The sequence below is a fragment of the Paraflavisolibacter caeni genome, from assembly GCF_025628885.1.
Lineage (GTDB): Bacteria > Bacteroidota > Bacteroidia > Chitinophagales > Chitinophagaceae > Flavisolibacter > Flavisolibacter caeni.
This window is the reverse complement of record NZ_JAOTIF010000004.1, coordinates 67,124-82,956: the sequence shown is the minus strand read 5'-3', so window position 1 is coordinate 82,956 and position 15,833 is coordinate 67,124. Positions and strand designations below refer to the sequence as shown.

The following is a 15,833-nucleotide window of genomic DNA, read 5'->3' as shown; positions in this document are numbered from 1 at the left end:
TACATATTTATACAATGTAAGCAGCAGGTGGAATTACTTAAATTTTCAGAATGTTAAATATGTACATTTTGATTTGATTAGCCTTTTAAAACAATTTTTATTGATATTATTTTTAATTTTTTCTTTGTAAAAAGTAAACCACATAATTTTACCAGTTTCACTTGAGTATGATCTTAACGAATAACAAGAGTAATTTTATTTTTTTAGCCGAAGATGACATTGATGATCAGGAATTGTTAATTGAAGCCCTAACCAGTCTTGATGATACGATTGAAGTACACGTGGTGAATAATGGTAAAAAAGCAGTGAGCTACCTTGAGGAACTTCCCGATAATAAGAAACCTTGCCTTATCGTATTGGATTACAATTTACCAGAGATGAATGGTGCGGATATTCTTAACCGCATCAATACTATTGAAAAACTCCACCCGGTAACCAAAGTTATCTGGAGTACTTCGAACTCTCCCGTTTATGAAAAAATCTGTACCGAACTTGGTGCAAAAGCCTACTTTGTAAAACCTACCGATTTTTATGGCATTGAAAAAATTGCAAGAATCATGCTACAGCTTTGCGGTCTGAAAAAGGAATAAGCAATCCATAAATCCGCCTTTAGAAACTCCAAACTTTCCTCTACTTTTGCGCCTTGATGAAAATACTTATCAGGCAGGCAAGAATCATTGATTCATCATCGCCTTTCCACCAGCAGAAGGCTGATATTTTTATTCACAATGGAATTATTAGCTCTATAGGCAACGATCTACAAGAAGATGTTGATAAGATCATAGATATTCCTGGTTTGCATGTATCTCCGGGCTGGATTGATGTTTTCGCTAATTTTTGTGATCCGGGTTTCGAATACAAAGAAACGTTAGAAACAGGCTCCTTGGCTGCCGCAGCCGGAGGTTTTACAGACGTCTTTGTCATTCCGGCAACCTCACCAGTGATCCATAATAAGGCAGCTGTTGAATACATAGTCCAGAAAAGCAAGATATTACCAGCAACCATTCACCCTATAGGCGCCGTATCTAAAAACCTGGAAGGCAAAGAACTAGCCGAAATGTACGACATGTACAGGAGTGGCGCAGTAGCCTTTGGTGATGGCATTACTCCCATTCAATCGGCTGGTATTCTCCTGAAGGCCCTGCAATACCTGAAAGCTATTGACGGTGTTTTGATCCAATTGCCGGATGACAAATCGATCAGCAACCATGGATTGATGCATGAAGGTATTGTTTCAACACAGTTGGGCTTACCTGGCAAACCGGCTATAGCCGAAGAGTTGCTCATTTCAAGAGACATCGAGCTGGTAAAATATACCGGTTCAAAAATTCATTTTACAGGTGTTTCAACGGCAAAGTCAATTGCGTTGATCCAACAGGCAAAAGCTGAAGGTATCAATGTTACCTGTTCAGTGACTCCTCATCACCTGTGTTTTTGTGATGAAGACCTGGTCAACTATGACACAAACCTGAAAGTAAATCCTCCTCTTCGTACAAAAGAAGATAGAGAGGCTTTGCGCGAAGCGGTTTTATCAGGTGTCATTGATTGCATTGCAACGCATCATCTGCCCCATGAAAAAGACAGTAAAATAGTTGAGTTTGAATATGCAAAAAATGGAATCATAGGGCTGGAATCTGCTTTTGGTGTTGTTAAAAACTGCCTGCCTTCCATCTCGACAGAAAGACTGGTTGAATTATTCAGTACACAACCCAGGAAAATCTTCAATCTTCCCGTTCCAAGGATCAATGAAAAAGAAGAAGCTTGTTTGTCACTCTTCCTTGAAGACCAAAAATGGGTCTTGAACAATAAGGATATACGTTCAAGGTCAGAAAACTCACCTTTCATTGGTAAGGAACTAACTGGTAAGCCTTTAGGTATCATAACTAAAGACAGACTATTTTTGAATTCGTAATCATTCACTATGAAACAAAAGAAACCGTTAACACATATAAATGCAGGATTGTTGATTGCAGCCTTCCTGGTTTTATATTCCATAATTGTCAATTTCATGGGGGTTACATCTAACCCTGGGATCAGCCTTTTACAATATGCAATTATCATTGGAGGATTGATCTTTGTTGTTAATCAGCACGGCAAGGACAACAATTACCAGCTTAGCTTTGGAAACCTTTTTACATTTGGCTTTAAAACAACAACTGTTTTTACCCTGATTTTTGTGGCATTCACAGTTATTTTCTTTTTGCTCTTTCCTGATTTAAAAGAAAAAACATTTGAATTAGCCAGGGCTGAAATGGAAAAGAATGACAAAATAACTGAAGAGCAGATAGACCAGGCAATCGAAATGTCCCGCCGTTTCTTTTGGGTAGGCGTTGTTGGCGGCTCTATGTTTTTTATGGTCCTGATAGGTGCTATCGGCTCCTTACTAGGTGCAGCATTTACGAAAAAACGTCCGCAAAACCCTTTTGAACAACAATCAGCATAATGGATTTATCAATAGTAGTTCCACTTTTTAACGAAGAAGAATCTTTGCCAGAATTATGTGACTGGATACATCGTGTATGTACCAAGCATTTCTTCTCTTATGAAGTAATATTGGTGGACGATGGCAGTAATGATAATTCATGGCAGGTCGTGCAACAGCTAAGACAGGAAAATCAAAGGATCAAGGGAATAAAGTTCCAGCGCAACTATGGCAAATCTGCTGCTTTGAACGAAGGATTTAAAGCAGCACAGGGCGATGTTGTGATTACGATGGATGCAGACCTACAGGATAGTCCCGATGAAATTCCTGAACTGAGAAGCATGATTATTGAACAGGGTTATGACCTGGTGAGTGGTTGGAAAAAAGTTCGTTTTGATAACACTTTAACGAAAAATATACCTTCCAAATTTTTTAATGCCGTAACCAGAAAAGTTTCAGGTATCCACCTTCACGATTTCAACTGCGGGTTAAAAGTATATCGCAAGAAAGTGGTTAAGAGTATTGAAGTATACGGTGAAATGCACCGTTATATCCCGGTACTGGCAAAGTGGGCAGGATTTAAAAAGATTGGCGAGAAAATAGTGGAACACCGCGCTCGTAAGTATGGTGTTACCAAATTTGGCTGGGAGAGGTTTGTAAATGGATTTCTCGATATTCTATCCATCACGTTTGTAGGTAAATTTTCTAAGCGCCCTATGCACTTTTTTGGATTATGGGGAACGCTTTTTTTCATCATTGGTTTCATCATAGCTCTTTTTTTGATTGTTTCGAAATTTATAGATGCTGACACTTTCATCACCAACCGGCCTTCTTTTTATTTATCATTAACCGCCATCATTATTGGCATGCAGCTATTTTTAGCTGGATTTATTTCAGAACTGATTGCCCGGAATGCTCCTGGCAGGAATAATTACCTTATAGAGGAAAAGACAGGCTTTCAAGAAAAATGAAGCGGATTATTATCATAGGGCCTGCCCACCCTTTACGTGGAGGTATTGCGACGTTTAATCAGCGACTGGCACAGCAATTTATTCAGGAAGGCTATGAATGTGAAATCATTTCCTTTTCACTTCAATACCCTTCTCTCCTGTTTCCCGGTAAAACACAATTCTCAAGCGATCCTCCTCCTAAAGGAGTATCGATTCATTCCTGGATCAACTCTATTAATCCAATCAACTGGCTTTCTACAGGTAGAAAAATCAGGAATAAAAAGCCTGATATCGTACTGGTAAGATTTTGGCTTCCCTTTATGGGCCCTGCCTTAGGCACTATTTTACGCCAGGTCAAAAAGAATAGGCATACCAAAGTCATTTGCCTTGCTGATAATGTTGTACCACATGAAAAGAGAGCTGGTGATAAACAGTTCACAGAATATTTTATGAAAGCTTGTGATGCTTTTGTTGTCATGAGTGAAAAGGTTTTGAATGACCTTCGTTCATTCGTAAAAACTAAGCCGGCACAGTTAATTCCGCATCCTCTTTATGATAATTTCGGCGAACAAATTTCCAAAGAAACAGCCCGTAAACATTTAGGATTACAGGAAGAAGAAAAGATCATCGTGTTTTTTGGTTTTATCCGTAAATACAAAGGCCTTGATTTATTGCTAAAGGCAATGTCGGACAGCCGCATCAAAGAAGCAAAGATCAAGCTACTGGTTGCTGGTGAGTTTTATGAAGATGAAAAGCCTTATAGACAATTGATTGAAGACAATAACCTTTCGAATTCTGTATTGCTTCATAATGATTTTATTCCTGATAGCGAAGTAAAATATTATATATGTGCGGCAGATTGTATCGTGCAGCCTTACCGGAATGCAACCCAGAGCGGAGTAACTCCTGTAGCTTACCATTTTGAAAAACCAATGATTGTGACCAATGTTGGTGGTCTACCCGACCTGGTGCCTCATCAAAAAGTGGGATTGGTTTGCGAACCAGAGCCAAAAGCTATTGCTGATGCCATTATAAATTATTATCAATTAGGGGAAGCATATTTTATCCCTCAACTTCAAATCGAAAAGAAAAAATACGAGTGGAGCCGGATGACAGAAGCCATTCTTCAAATGGCATAAAAGAGGAGTCATCATTAAACAAAAGCTCCTATTTTAAAAACAATCTTTGTAATTATATTTCATGGAAAGCATTAAATCGATCATACAGGCATCTATTGATGTAAAGCAACAATTGTTAGAAAATGAAGAATTACTCAGCAAAATTGATGCTGTTGTGAAAGTAATCGTAGAAGCGTTGAAAAAAGGTGGCAGGATCTACTTTTGCGGGAATGGTGGCAGTGCAGCCGATGCCCAGCATCTCGCTGCAGAACTTTCCGGAAGATTTTATTTAGAAAGAAAAGCTTTACCAGCAGAGGCTTTCCATACGAACACTTCTTACCTGACCGCTGTTGCCAATGATTATGGTTACGACGCTATTTATGCAAGGTTGGTTGAGGGCATTTTAAATCCCGGCGATATTTTAGTTGGCCTTTCCACCTCGGGCAACTCAGCTAATATTGTGAAAGCCTTTGAATCAGCAAAAGCCAATGGGATCATTACAGTAGGATTTACAGGCTGGAGCGGAGGAGTTATGAAGGAACTAAGTGACTATTTGTTCAATGTACCTTCTACTGATACGCCTCGTATCCAGGAAAGTCATATCCTGATCGGGCATATCATTTGTCAGTTGGTGGAGGAACAATGTATTTAATCTTAGGATAATTTTTGTACTTTTTTGGGCAATTTAGCGTTTGGCTTAAAAACGTTCTTGTGAAAAAAACCGTTCTCTTTATATTAGTAATTTTTGTTTTTAATAGTATTGTTACAGCACAAAAAATTACGCCTTCTGATCTAAAGCTTTTAACAAAAAAGGAAGATTCATTGAAAGCTTTAGCCAAAAACCTGATCGTAGATAGTTTGACTGCAGGCCGGATGCGTAACGATAGCTTCTTTGTCCGCACATTGATCAGGGGCCTGCAAGTGAAGAACTCTTTTTATTATCCTTTTGATTCCGTACAGGGCATTTCTAATGTATATGCTCCTGATAGCACATTCCGGATCTTTAGCTGGTCTCTTTCATTTGATGATTACTATTCAAGACAAAGAGGTGCTATTCAGTTCCGGACCCCGGATGGATCTTTAAGATTAGTGCCTTTAAGAGACTTTTCAGAATTCACATCCGACCCTACTGATTCAGTGAGAACAAAAGATACCTGGATTGGTGCTGTTTATTATAAAATTATTAAGACCCAGTTCAATCAGAAAAACTACTATACGCTGTTTGGTTTTGATAATAACAGTGTACGCAGTAATAAGAAATGGATTGAGGTGATGACCATCAATGAAAAGAACCAACCTGTTTTTGGAGGACCCTATTTTACATTTGAAAAAGATAGCGTAAAACGGCCAGTCCAATACCGCTATAGTATTGAATATAAAAAAGAAGCCAGCACTTTTGTTAATTACGATGAGGATTTAAAACTCATTTTAGTGGACCACTTGATTTCTGAAACTGATGAACCTGATAAACCTTATACCTTTATTCCGGATGGTGATTATGAAGGCTTCGAATGGAAAGGAGGTAAATGGACCCACATTGATAAGGTATTTCACCAAAAATTGGAAGATGGCCAAGCCCCGGTTCCAAAACCTATTCTTGAGAAAGAACCATTACAGCCACAGCAAAAACCTTAAACTACGATCTCCTTTCTTATCTTTGCACGCTAATTTCTGAGGTATATACATGAAAAATATTCGTAATTTCTGCATCATTGCCCATATTGACCATGGCAAAAGCACTTTAGCTGATCGTCTTTTACAGGCAACCAATACGATTAGTGACCGTGACATGATGGACCAGGTGCTTGATGATATGGACCTTGAACGCGAAAAAGGAATTACCATCAAAAGCCACGCGATCCAGATCAATCACGCTCACAAAGGCGAAAACTATACGTTGAATCTTATTGACACCCCTGGTCACGTGGATTTCAGCTATGAAGTGAGCCGTGCCTTAGCTGCTTGTGAGGGCGCCCTATTATTAGTTGATGCAACACAGGGTATCCAGGCTCAAACCATTTCAAACCTTTACTTAGCGATTGATAACGACCTGGAGATCATTCCTGTTATTAATAAAATCGATATGGATGGGGCCATGATCGAAGAAGTGAAAGACCAGATCATTGAACTCATAGGCTGCAAACCGGAAGAAATCCTGCTGGCCAGTGGCCGTACTGGGTTGGGTGTGGAGGCTATTTTAGAAGCTATCGTGGAAAGGATTCCCGCTCCAAAAGGAAATCCGGATGCCCCCCTTCAGGCCCTGATATTCGATAGTGTGTTCAATAGCTTCCGCGGTATCATTGTTTATTTCCGTATATTAAATGGAACACTGCGCAAAGGAGATAAGGTAAAATTCGTTTCTACCGGCCAGGAATACGAGGCAGATGAAGTGGGTATTTTAAAATTAAAACCTGAGCCAAAGCAGGAAGTGACCACAGGCGATGTGGGCTACCTGATTACGGGTATTAAAAATGCCAAAGAAGTAAAAGTAGGTGATACCATCACCATAGCTTCAAATCCTAACCCGGAAATGATCAAAGGTTTTGAAGAAGTAAAAGCGATGGTGTTTGCTGGTATTTTCCCTGTAAATACTGATGAATTTGAGGAACTCCGGGAATGCATGGACAAATTGCAGTTAAATGATGCTTCACTTTCTTATGAATTGGAAACCTCGCAAGCCCTGGGCTTTGGATTCCGTTGCGGTTTCCTTGGACTACTGCACATGGAGATCATCCAGGAGCGCCTGGAAAGGGAGTTCAATCAAACTGTAATTACTACTGTACCCAACGTTAGCTTTATTGCATATACCACCAGGGGGGAAAAGATTATAGTTAACAATCCTACAGAAATGCCGGATGCAGTTAAAACAGATCGTATTGAAGAACCTTTTATTAAAGCTCAGATCATTACAAAACCAGAATATATCGGTAATATCATGACTTTATGTTTGGGTAAACGAGGAATCTTGTTGAACCAAAGTTACCTGACCCAAACTCGTGTAGAATTGATCTTTGAAATGCCATTGACCGAAATTGTATTCGACTTTTACGATAAATTAAAAAGCCAGACACGTGGTTATGCATCATTCGACTACCATCCTATTGGCTACAGGGAAGCAGATATTGTAAAAATGGATATTCTGCTGAATAGTGATAAGGTGGATGCTTTGAGTGCATTGATTCACCGTGGTCGTGCACAGGATTTTGGGCGTAAGCTTTGTGAAAAGTTAAAGGAATTATTACCACGCCAGCAATTCCAGATTGCTATTCAGGCGGCTATTGGTGCAAAAGTCATTGCCCGTGAAAACATTTCAGCTATGCGTAAAGACGTAACGGCTAAATGTTATGGTGGTGATATCAGCCGTAAACGGAAGCTTCTTGAGAAACAGAAAGAAGGTAAAAAGCGTATGCGCCAGATTGGTAATGTAGAAGTTCCACAGGAAGCATTCCTGGCAGTGTTGAAGCTGGAAGATTAGAATAGAATTTTAATAATAGAATATTAATGGCTTCTCAATTAGGTTGAAAACCAAAAATTGAGAAGCCATTATCTTTTTACCTGTGTTTCCCCACTCCAACCTGTTGACAGTATTCCAATACAGGGCAGGTGGAACAATTTGGCAATCGACCTGTACAGATATGCTTACCAAATGGCACCAATAAACGGTTGATATCTATCCATTTATCATGCGGCACTTTCTCTTCCAATTCAACCATTGTTTGTTCCGGGGATGCAGTTTGTATCCAACCCCACCTGTTGGTAATACGATGCACATGAACATCCACACTTATGCCAGCATCCTTGCCGGTAACTCCTAATGCAAGATTCGCGCATTTCGGCCCCACTCCTTTTAACTCGGTCAGTAAATTGAAATCTGCAGGCAGTTCTCCATTCCATTTTTCATGCGCAGCTTTTGCAATACCAAGAATAGTATACGCCTTCTGCCCGGGAAATGTGCAGCCATACAAAAGTTCCTCTAACTTTTGTGGTGAAAGTTGTAAGATTTCCCCGGGGGTACGTCCTTTTTCAAATAACCGCAATGAAACTGGTATCGTCGTTTCATCAAGTGTCCGGATTGAAATAATACAGGAAATCAATTGTTCAAACAAAGTGGTATATCCCCTTTCATATAACTCAAACATGGCTGCTTTCGGAAAAGGCGCAATTACCTTTTCTATCCGTTTTAGTACAACAGATAAATTAAATGGCAGTTTCATAATCGCCGTTATACGATTGGTAAGCAGTTTGTTACAGACCTTGGAAATTGCTACAAATCCTTCTGCTCCATTGGCAGGTCATCTTCAGATTCGATATCTTCATCTACTTTCTTCCCTTTGAACAATTCCTGCTGCTCTAAGCTGATACTTTGAGATGATTCCACATCATCTTCTTCACTTTGTGGAATTCGCTCACTGCCTGGTACTTTATTGGCATTGGAGCCTTCAGAAGCCGCTCCCCTTTCGTAAGAACGACCAGGACTGTTTTGACCTTGTTGGTTGTGAGTATCTTTCATAATGGATGTTTTTAATGATTAGACGAAAACAGGTATAATAAATTCATGCCAGAGAATATTTCCTTTCAAGGTTAGCGTTCTTGTCAATTACTGCTTATATTCGGATTCATGGTCAGATTTGTTGCTTTTCCAAATGAAAAGATAAGCCCAATACTTAAACCCCTACAAGATGAAGACAAAAGACGAGATTGTTCACAATTGGCTGCCACGGTATACAGGTGAGCAACTTGAAAATTTTGGTAAGTACATTCTTTTAACCAACTTTAGTAACTATGTAAACTTCTTCGCTTCCTGGAATAATGTTGAGGTTGTAGGTTTAAACAGGCCAATGCAATGCGCAACAAGTAACGGTATTACAATTATCAACTTTGGAATGGGCAGTCCAACCGCCGCAACCATCATGGATCTATTGACTGCTATTCATCCGCAAGCCGTTTTATTCTTGGGTAAATGTGGAGGCTTAAAAAAGCGGAACAAGCTCGGTGATTTGATTTTACCCATAGCAGCTATCAGAGGCGAGGGTACTTCAGATGATTACTTCCCTGCAGAAGTTCCGGCATTACCCGCATTCGCATTACAAAAAGCAATTTCTACAACGATTAGAGATTACGAGGTTGATTATTGGACAGGAACAGTTTATACTACCAACCGGCGTGTATGGGAACATGATGAAGAATTTAAGGAATACCTGCAAAAGGTCAGAGCTTATGCCATTGATATGGAAACCGCGACCATTTTTATGGTTGGGTTTGCCAACCGGATCCCAACTGGCGCCTTGCTATTGGTAAGTGATCAGCCAATGGTACCGGAAGGCGTTAAAACTGAGGAAAGTGATAAAAAAGTCACCGAAATTTATGTTGAGCGACACCTTAAAATCGGTATTGACTCTCTGAAACAATTGATCAATAATGGACAAACAGTAAGACATTTGAGGTTTTAAAAATTGTTGTTATGAAACTTGTAGTCATGATGTTTTTTGTTGCATTAGTAGCAGGTAAACCTGCTTGTAACAAAAACACTAAGACAGGCTGCTATAAAGGAAGGCTCGAGATCAAAGGCATTTGTTCCAATTATACAATCAAGTTATTAGAGGGCAGCCTGGACACCGCACAAATAGCTGCTAATTGGACGGATGAAAATACGGGCAAGTCTTATACGAATGTTTTTGGATTAGGTAGTCCATGCACTTTCCCTCCAAGTATTAATGAAGGAGATGAATTTTATTTTATGATGGATACATCCAAACAGCTTTGTAATGTTTGTCTGGCCTATTATCCAACGCCTGGTAAAAAGCTGGCCATTAAGGTTGTACCAAAATGTAAATAGGATCAATAAAATAGCTGCCACCTGCAACCGTTACTAGACATACAAAACCTTTCAATAGATTTTACTACAGAAAATGAAAAGATATCTGCAGTAGAGAATTTGTCACTGCAGATCAAACGCGGAGAAATTGTGGCACTGGTGGGTGAATCTGGTTCAGGAAAGTCAGTCACCGCTCTTTCCTTGTTGCAATTACTCCCTACTCCTCCTGCAATATATGCTGGAGGCAAAATACTTTTCTCGGATTCAGGTGTATCTCACTTAGATCTCATTTCACTAGTTAATAAAAAAAGAACTTCAACTTCCAATTCAAAAATTGCATCAATCAACAATCCTGAGATAAAGGAAATCAGTGATTTACGAGGCTCTCAAATTGCAATGATTTTCCAGGAGCCAATGACTTCTTTAAATCCCGTTATGAAATGCGGTAAACAAATCGCTGAAGCACTGGTCAGGCATAAAAGGATTTCCAGGGCAGAAGCGAAGAAAGAAACATTGAAATGGTTCGAAAAAGTTGATATCCCGGATCCTGAAAAAACGTTTCATAAATATCCCCACCAGATCAGCGGGGGACAAAAGCAAAGGGTGATGATTGCCATGGCAATGTGTTGCCAGCCGGCATTATTGATTTGTGATGAACCTACAACAGCACTGGATGTTACAGTCCAGAAAAAAATATTGCTATTAATAAAGCAATTGCAGCAGGAACAAAACATGGGCGTTTTGTTGATTACGCATGACCTGGGAATAGTAGCAGAAATTGCGGATCGCGTAGCCATTATGTTTAAAGGTGTCATTTTGGAACAAAACAGTACAATTGAAATTTTCCGCCACCCGCAACATCCTTATACAAAAGCATTGATCGCCTGCCGCCCTGCCTTGCATGCAAAGGGAGAAAGGCTGCCTGTGGTAGATGATTTTCTTCAACCAGGGCAAAATCCGGCAGTAGCAGCAACTTCTTCACCACCAATGATCCCGCATCTTAATGAAGTCCTGGTCAAAGTAGAAAATTTAAGTGTCCGGTTTCCTGTCAAACGAAACTTATTGGGAAAGGCTACGCATTACTTTACAGCAGTCGATAATACAAGCTTTGAAATTTATAGAGGCGAAACCCTGGGCCTGGTAGGTGAATCAGGTTGCGGTAAAACAACCCTGGGAAGAGCATTACTAAGGCTTATTGAACCATCAGGGGGTGATATCTTATTTCAGGGTAGTTCAATTACACAAACTCCGGAAAGCAATTTGCAGCACTTCCGTAAGGAAGTACAATTGGTTTTCCAGGATCCTTTTTCTTCTTTAAATCCCCGTTTAACCATAGGTGAAGCACTCGCAGAACCAATGCGCCTGTTTTCAGATGAAACAAAAACTCAGCGAAGAAGTAGTATATCTAAACTCCTGGAACAAGTGCAATTGTCACCAAAGTTCGCCAGCCGTTATCCACATGAATTTTCAGGCGGCCAAAGACAACGCATCGTCATAGCCCGTGCACTTGCCTTAAATCCAACATTTCTTGTGTGTGATGAATCAGTATCAGCTTTGGATGTGAGTGTCCAGGCACAAATATTGAATTTACTGAACAATTTGAAAAGTGAACTGGGCTTAACGATGTTATTCATCTCTCATGATTTATCTGTAATACGCTACATGAGCGACCGATTAATGGTAATGAAGGCAGGAAAAATTGTAGAGCGTGGTGATTCTGAAGAAATATACAGAAACCCAAAGCATGATTATACAAAACAGTTGCTCTCAGCAATTCCTAAAATAAAATTGTAACCGATTGACTGCTAAATTTTTCTAAATTATAGGATCCTAAATTAGCTTTTTCACTACCTTTGCCGACCTTATAAGCTTAATGACCAAACCCGGTGCCGTAAGACCGTGGCTTTTGGCAACTTGCTGAGGGTCGAAGAGTGAACATTTTTCCTCTTTTTACCCTTGGCTCTTACTTCACAGGATTTGTGTCATGAGGCCTCAAAATAAATAACTAAACAGCCCATGAAGCTTTCACAGTTTAAATTTGACCTCCCCTTAAATCTTATTGCTCAAAATCCGGCCAAAAAACGCGAAGATGCCCGTATGATGGTGATTCACCGCAAAACCGGACAAATTGAAAACAAACACTTCCGCGACATCCTTGATTACTTTGATGACAAAGACGTTTTTGCTGTAAACAATACCAAAGTTTTCCCTGCCCGCATGTATGGACGCAAGGAAAAAACAGGTGCTAAGATTGAAGTTTTTCTACTTCGTGAATTAAACAAGGAACACCGCCTTTGGGATGTGATCGTTGATCCCGCAAGAAAAATACGTGTGGGCAACAAATTGTACTTCGGAGATAGTGAGGACCTGGTAGCAGAGGTAATCGATAACACTACCTCACGTGGACGTACCATCAAATTCTTATTCGAAGGATCTGAAGATGAGTTCCGCGAAATACTTGAAAAACACGGAGAAACGCCTCTTCCCAAATACATTAAACGCAAACCGGATGAAGAAGACCGTGAGCGTTACCAGACTGTATATGCAAAGCACGAAGGCGCTGTAGCAGCTCCAACTGCAGGTCTGCACTTCAGCCGCGAATTGATCAAACGCTGCGAGATCAAAGGTATCCGTTTTGCCGAAGTAACCCTTCATACTGGTTTAGGCACCTTCCGTCCTATTGAAGTGGAAGACCTGAGCAAGCACAAAATGGATGCAGAATATTACCGCATTGATGAAACCTGCTGCAAAATTGTAAACAAGGCCAAAGAAACAAATCACCGTATTTGCTCTATTGGTACCACTTCAATGCGTGCTTTAGAGTCTTCTTTTACGGCTCAACGCTTGTTGAAGCCATCAGAAGGCTGGACGAATATGTTTATTCATCCTCCTTACGATTTTAGCATCGCGGATTCTTTAGTGACAAACTTCCACCTGCCGAAAACAAGCTTACTGATTATGACTTGCGCTTTTGCTGGTTATGATTTAATCATGGAAGCTTATAAAAAAGCGATCAAGGATAAATATCGCTTCTTCAGCTATGGCGATGCAATGCTGATCGTATAGTATGAAGCATTAGAAATAAGACAAATAGTAAATAGTTAAAAAGGTTATCCGCCACGGCAGATAACCTTTTTAATTTTCAATTGACCATTCACTCCCCTCAGTCCTTAAACTTCTTCTTCAGTTCCATCAGCTTGCTTTGGAAATCATTTTGCGGCTCTTGCTTCTTTTGAAATGATTTTTGTGCAGGGGCGCCTTGACCTTTTGGTCTACTCATTTGTTCCCTTTCTCTTGGAGCCTGGTCTTTCATGCTCAAAGCAATGCGCTTCCTGGCCACATCAACCTCGGTAACGGTAACCATAACTTTTTGATTCAGCTTAACCACTTCGTTTGGATCCGTAACATAACGGTTGCTGAGTTGTGAAAGGTGTACCAGCCCATCCTGTTTAACGCCAATGTCTACAAAAGCACCAAAGGCTGTAATATTGGTAACAATACCCGGAACAGTCATACCAGGCTTTACATCTTCAATAGTCTTGATAGTTTCATCAAACTGGAATTCTTCAATCGGAGAACGAGGGTCACGACCAGGCTTTTCCAGTTCCTTCAAAATATCATCAATCGTAAACTCACCTACTGTCTCCGTTATATATTTTTTCTTGACTACCTTTTTGCGTAACTCCGATTGCTTGATCAGTTCTTCCAAAGAAGCCTGAACGTCTTTAGCCATTTGCTCCACCACTCCATAACTTTCAGGATGCACAGAAGAATTATCCAGGGGATTTTCTGCTCCCGGAATTCTCAAAAAGCCAGCGCATTGCTCAAAGGTCTTTGGTCCCATCAAAGACACCTTTTTCAGATCATTCCGGCTCTTGAAAGCTCCGTTTTGTGCACGGTACTGAACAATGTTGTTGGCCAGTGTTGCATTGATACCAGAAACATATTGTAATAAATGTTTGCTGGCCGTGTTTACATCAACACCTACAAAGTTCACAGCACTCTCCACTACCCTATCCAAAGCGTCCTTCAACTTCAATTGATTCACATCGTGTTGATATTGTCCAACGCCAATTGACTTAGGATCGATCTTCACCAATTCACTCAATGGATCAAGCAATCTTCTGCCAATGCTGATAGCACCACGTACAGTCACATCATGATCCGGAAATTCTTCCCTGGCTACTTCTGATGCCGAATAAATGGAGGCACCACTTTCGTTTACCTGGAATATACTAACATGCTTACCGAAATCTATACTCCTGACCAGTTGCTCTGATTCCCTGCCTGCAGTTCCATTACCGACACCAATCGCCTCAATATCAAACTTTTCTACCATTTGTTTTAAAGCAGCAATACTTTCCTGCCATTGGTTTTGCGGTGGATGCGGGTAAATAGCTGTATTATACACAAGATTACCCTGTGCATCCAGGCATACCACCTTACACCCGGTACGGTATCCCGGATCAAGAGCCAGGATCTTCTTGGAACCTAGTGGCGAAGCGAGTAAAAGCTGGCGCAAGTTCTCTGTAAATACATGGATCGCCTCTTCATCAGCCTTGCCTTTACTTAATAAACGGTACTCATTTTCGATAGATGATTTCAAAAGGCGGCCAAAGCTGTCTTCAATTGCTTTTTTGACTTCTGTTGCAGATGGATTCGAAGCTTTGATAAAGATGCGTTCTAAATCTTCAACTGCTGTCTGTTTGTCTACATTCAGATCCATTGCGAGGAACCCTTCTTTTTCACCCCGGCGAATAGCCAGTATCCTGTGTGAAGGACATTGAGATAAAGGCTCATCGAATTCGAAATAGTCACGATATTTCTGGGCCTCAGGATCATCTTTTTTCGACGGCAATATTTTGGATGATAAAGCTGCCGTTTCTGTAAACAATTGGCGCACTTTATTCCGGGCCTGCTCATGTTCACTGATCCATTCAGCAATAATATCCCTGGCTCCCTGCAGGGCATCCTTGCTATCTTTTACCTGTTCATTAATATATTTAGCTGTTTCTTCGTCTAAATTCATCTCCGCCTGTTCAAAAAGCAACTTTGCCAATGGTTCCAGCCCTTTTTCAATGGCCTGGGTAGCTCTTGTTTTACGCTTTGGTTTGTAAGGGAGGTAAATGTCTTCCAACTCTGTTGCACTGTAACATTCTTCGATCCTTTTCTTCAGATCATCCGTCATCTTGCCTGCATCTTCAATGGTTTTGATCACGGTCTCTTTACGCTTGTCCAGTTCTGTAAAGTACTTGATCTCCTCTACAATATTTCCAATGGCAACTTCATCCAGGTTATTTGTAGCCTCTTTACGATAGCGGGCCATAAAGGGAATAGTTGCCCCTTCACTATGAAGGCTGTCAACATTGGTGACTTGTTTTAACGTTAGTCCTAGTTTCTCTGAGATTTTTTGGATATACTTCTGATCCATATATTCTGTTTATAGATATAGTTGAACCGATCTTATCGGGGCGGCAAAAATAAACCCTGAAACATTAATAATTAGTTATCAATCACCAATCTGTTTT

At 40.3% G+C, this 15,833-nt stretch carries 15 protein-coding genes; 12 read left to right on the top strand and 3 right to left on the bottom strand.

Translation table 11 applies throughout. From position 1 onward, the window contains the following. Positions 1-167 precede the first annotated feature (167 nt). From OCK74_RS08010 to lepA, 8 genes are all read left to right on the top strand, one after another. The gene (locus OCK74_RS08010; RefSeq protein WP_279296500.1) at positions 168-590 is read left to right on the top strand and encodes a response regulator; all 423 of its coding nucleotides are present in this window, start codon (positions 168-170) and stop codon (positions 588-590) included. 56 nt (positions 591-646) lie between these two features. Further along, positions 647-1,912, top strand: a complete 1,266-nt coding sequence (locus tag OCK74_RS08005; RefSeq protein ID WP_279296499.1) for a dihydroorotase — start codon at positions 647-649, stop codon at positions 1,910-1,912. 9 nt (positions 1,913-1,921) lie between these two features. After that, positions 1,922-2,443, top strand: a complete 522-nt coding sequence (locus tag OCK74_RS08000; RefSeq protein WP_279296498.1) for a DUF4199 domain-containing protein — start codon at positions 1,922-1,924, stop codon at positions 2,441-2,443. Then, positions 2,443-3,393 carry a glycosyltransferase family 2 protein gene (locus OCK74_RS07995; RefSeq protein WP_279296497.1) on the top strand — a complete coding sequence of 317 codons (951 nt, stop codon included), beginning with the start codon at positions 2,443-2,445 and terminating at the stop codon, positions 3,391-3,393. The genes OCK74_RS08000 and OCK74_RS07995 overlap by 1 nt, the downstream gene beginning before the upstream one ends. Further along, positions 3,390-4,511, top strand: a complete 1,122-nt coding sequence (locus OCK74_RS07990; protein ID WP_279296496.1) for a glycosyltransferase — start codon at positions 3,390-3,392, stop codon at positions 4,509-4,511. The genes OCK74_RS07995 and OCK74_RS07990 overlap by 4 nt, the downstream gene beginning before the upstream one ends. Before the next feature lie 61 nt (positions 4,512-4,572). Next, positions 4,573-5,142, top strand: coding sequence for a D-sedoheptulose-7-phosphate isomerase (locus tag OCK74_RS07985; protein ID WP_279296495.1), 570 nt, complete (start codon positions 4,573-4,575; stop codon positions 5,140-5,142). A 59-nt stretch (positions 5,143-5,201) separates the two neighbouring features. Then, positions 5,202-6,125, top strand: a complete 924-nt coding sequence (locus tag OCK74_RS07980; RefSeq protein WP_279296494.1) for a hypothetical protein — start codon at positions 5,202-5,204, stop codon at positions 6,123-6,125. A gap of 49 nt (positions 6,126-6,174) precedes the next feature. Further along, positions 6,175-7,965, top strand: coding sequence for a translation elongation factor 4 (gene lepA, locus OCK74_RS07975; RefSeq protein WP_279296493.1), 1,791 nt, complete (start codon positions 6,175-6,177; stop codon positions 7,963-7,965). A 76-nt stretch (positions 7,966-8,041) separates the two neighbouring features. Here lepA and OCK74_RS07970 read toward each other — a convergent pair whose 3' ends face one another. Both OCK74_RS07970 and OCK74_RS07965 read right to left on the bottom strand, forming a co-directional pair. After that, positions 8,042-8,704, bottom strand: coding sequence for an endonuclease III domain-containing protein (locus tag OCK74_RS07970; protein WP_279296492.1), 663 nt, complete (start codon positions 8,702-8,704; stop codon positions 8,042-8,044). Between the two features lie 50 nt (positions 8,705-8,754). Further along, positions 8,755-9,000, bottom strand: a complete 246-nt coding sequence (locus OCK74_RS07965; RefSeq protein WP_279296491.1) for a hypothetical protein — start codon at positions 8,998-9,000, stop codon at positions 8,755-8,757. 169 nt (positions 9,001-9,169) lie between these two features. Between OCK74_RS07965 and OCK74_RS07960 the strand changes: the two genes are divergently transcribed. The 4 genes from OCK74_RS07960 to queA all read left to right on the top strand — a co-directional run bounded on the left by OCK74_RS07960 (position 9,170) and on the right by queA (position 13,371). Continuing rightward, positions 9,170-9,940 carry an AMP nucleosidase gene (locus OCK74_RS07960; protein WP_279296490.1) on the top strand — a complete coding sequence of 257 codons (771 nt, stop codon included), beginning with the start codon at positions 9,170-9,172 and terminating at the stop codon, positions 9,938-9,940. 11 nt (positions 9,941-9,951) lie between these two features. Continuing rightward, a complete protein-coding gene (locus OCK74_RS07955; protein WP_279296489.1) occupies positions 9,952-10,326 on the top strand; it encodes a hypothetical protein in 375 nt (124 codons plus the stop codon). Between the two features lie 21 nt (positions 10,327-10,347). Then, a complete protein-coding gene (locus OCK74_RS07950; protein ID WP_279296678.1) occupies positions 10,348-12,099 on the top strand; it encodes an ABC transporter ATP-binding protein in 1,752 nt (583 codons plus the stop codon). Between the two features lie 222 nt (positions 12,100-12,321). Further along, positions 12,322-13,371: a tRNA preQ1(34) S-adenosylmethionine ribosyltransferase-isomerase QueA gene (gene queA / locus OCK74_RS07945; protein WP_279296488.1), complete on the top strand. Its 1,050-nt coding sequence runs from the start codon at positions 12,322-12,324 to the stop codon at positions 13,369-13,371. Between the two features lie 97 nt (positions 13,372-13,468). Here the strand turns inward: queA and OCK74_RS07940 are convergent, their stop codons facing one another. After that, positions 13,469-15,736: a Tex family protein gene (locus tag OCK74_RS07940; protein ID WP_279296487.1), complete on the bottom strand. Its 2,268-nt coding sequence runs from the start codon at positions 15,734-15,736 to the stop codon at positions 13,469-13,471. Between the last annotated feature and the right edge of the window lie 97 nt (positions 15,737-15,833).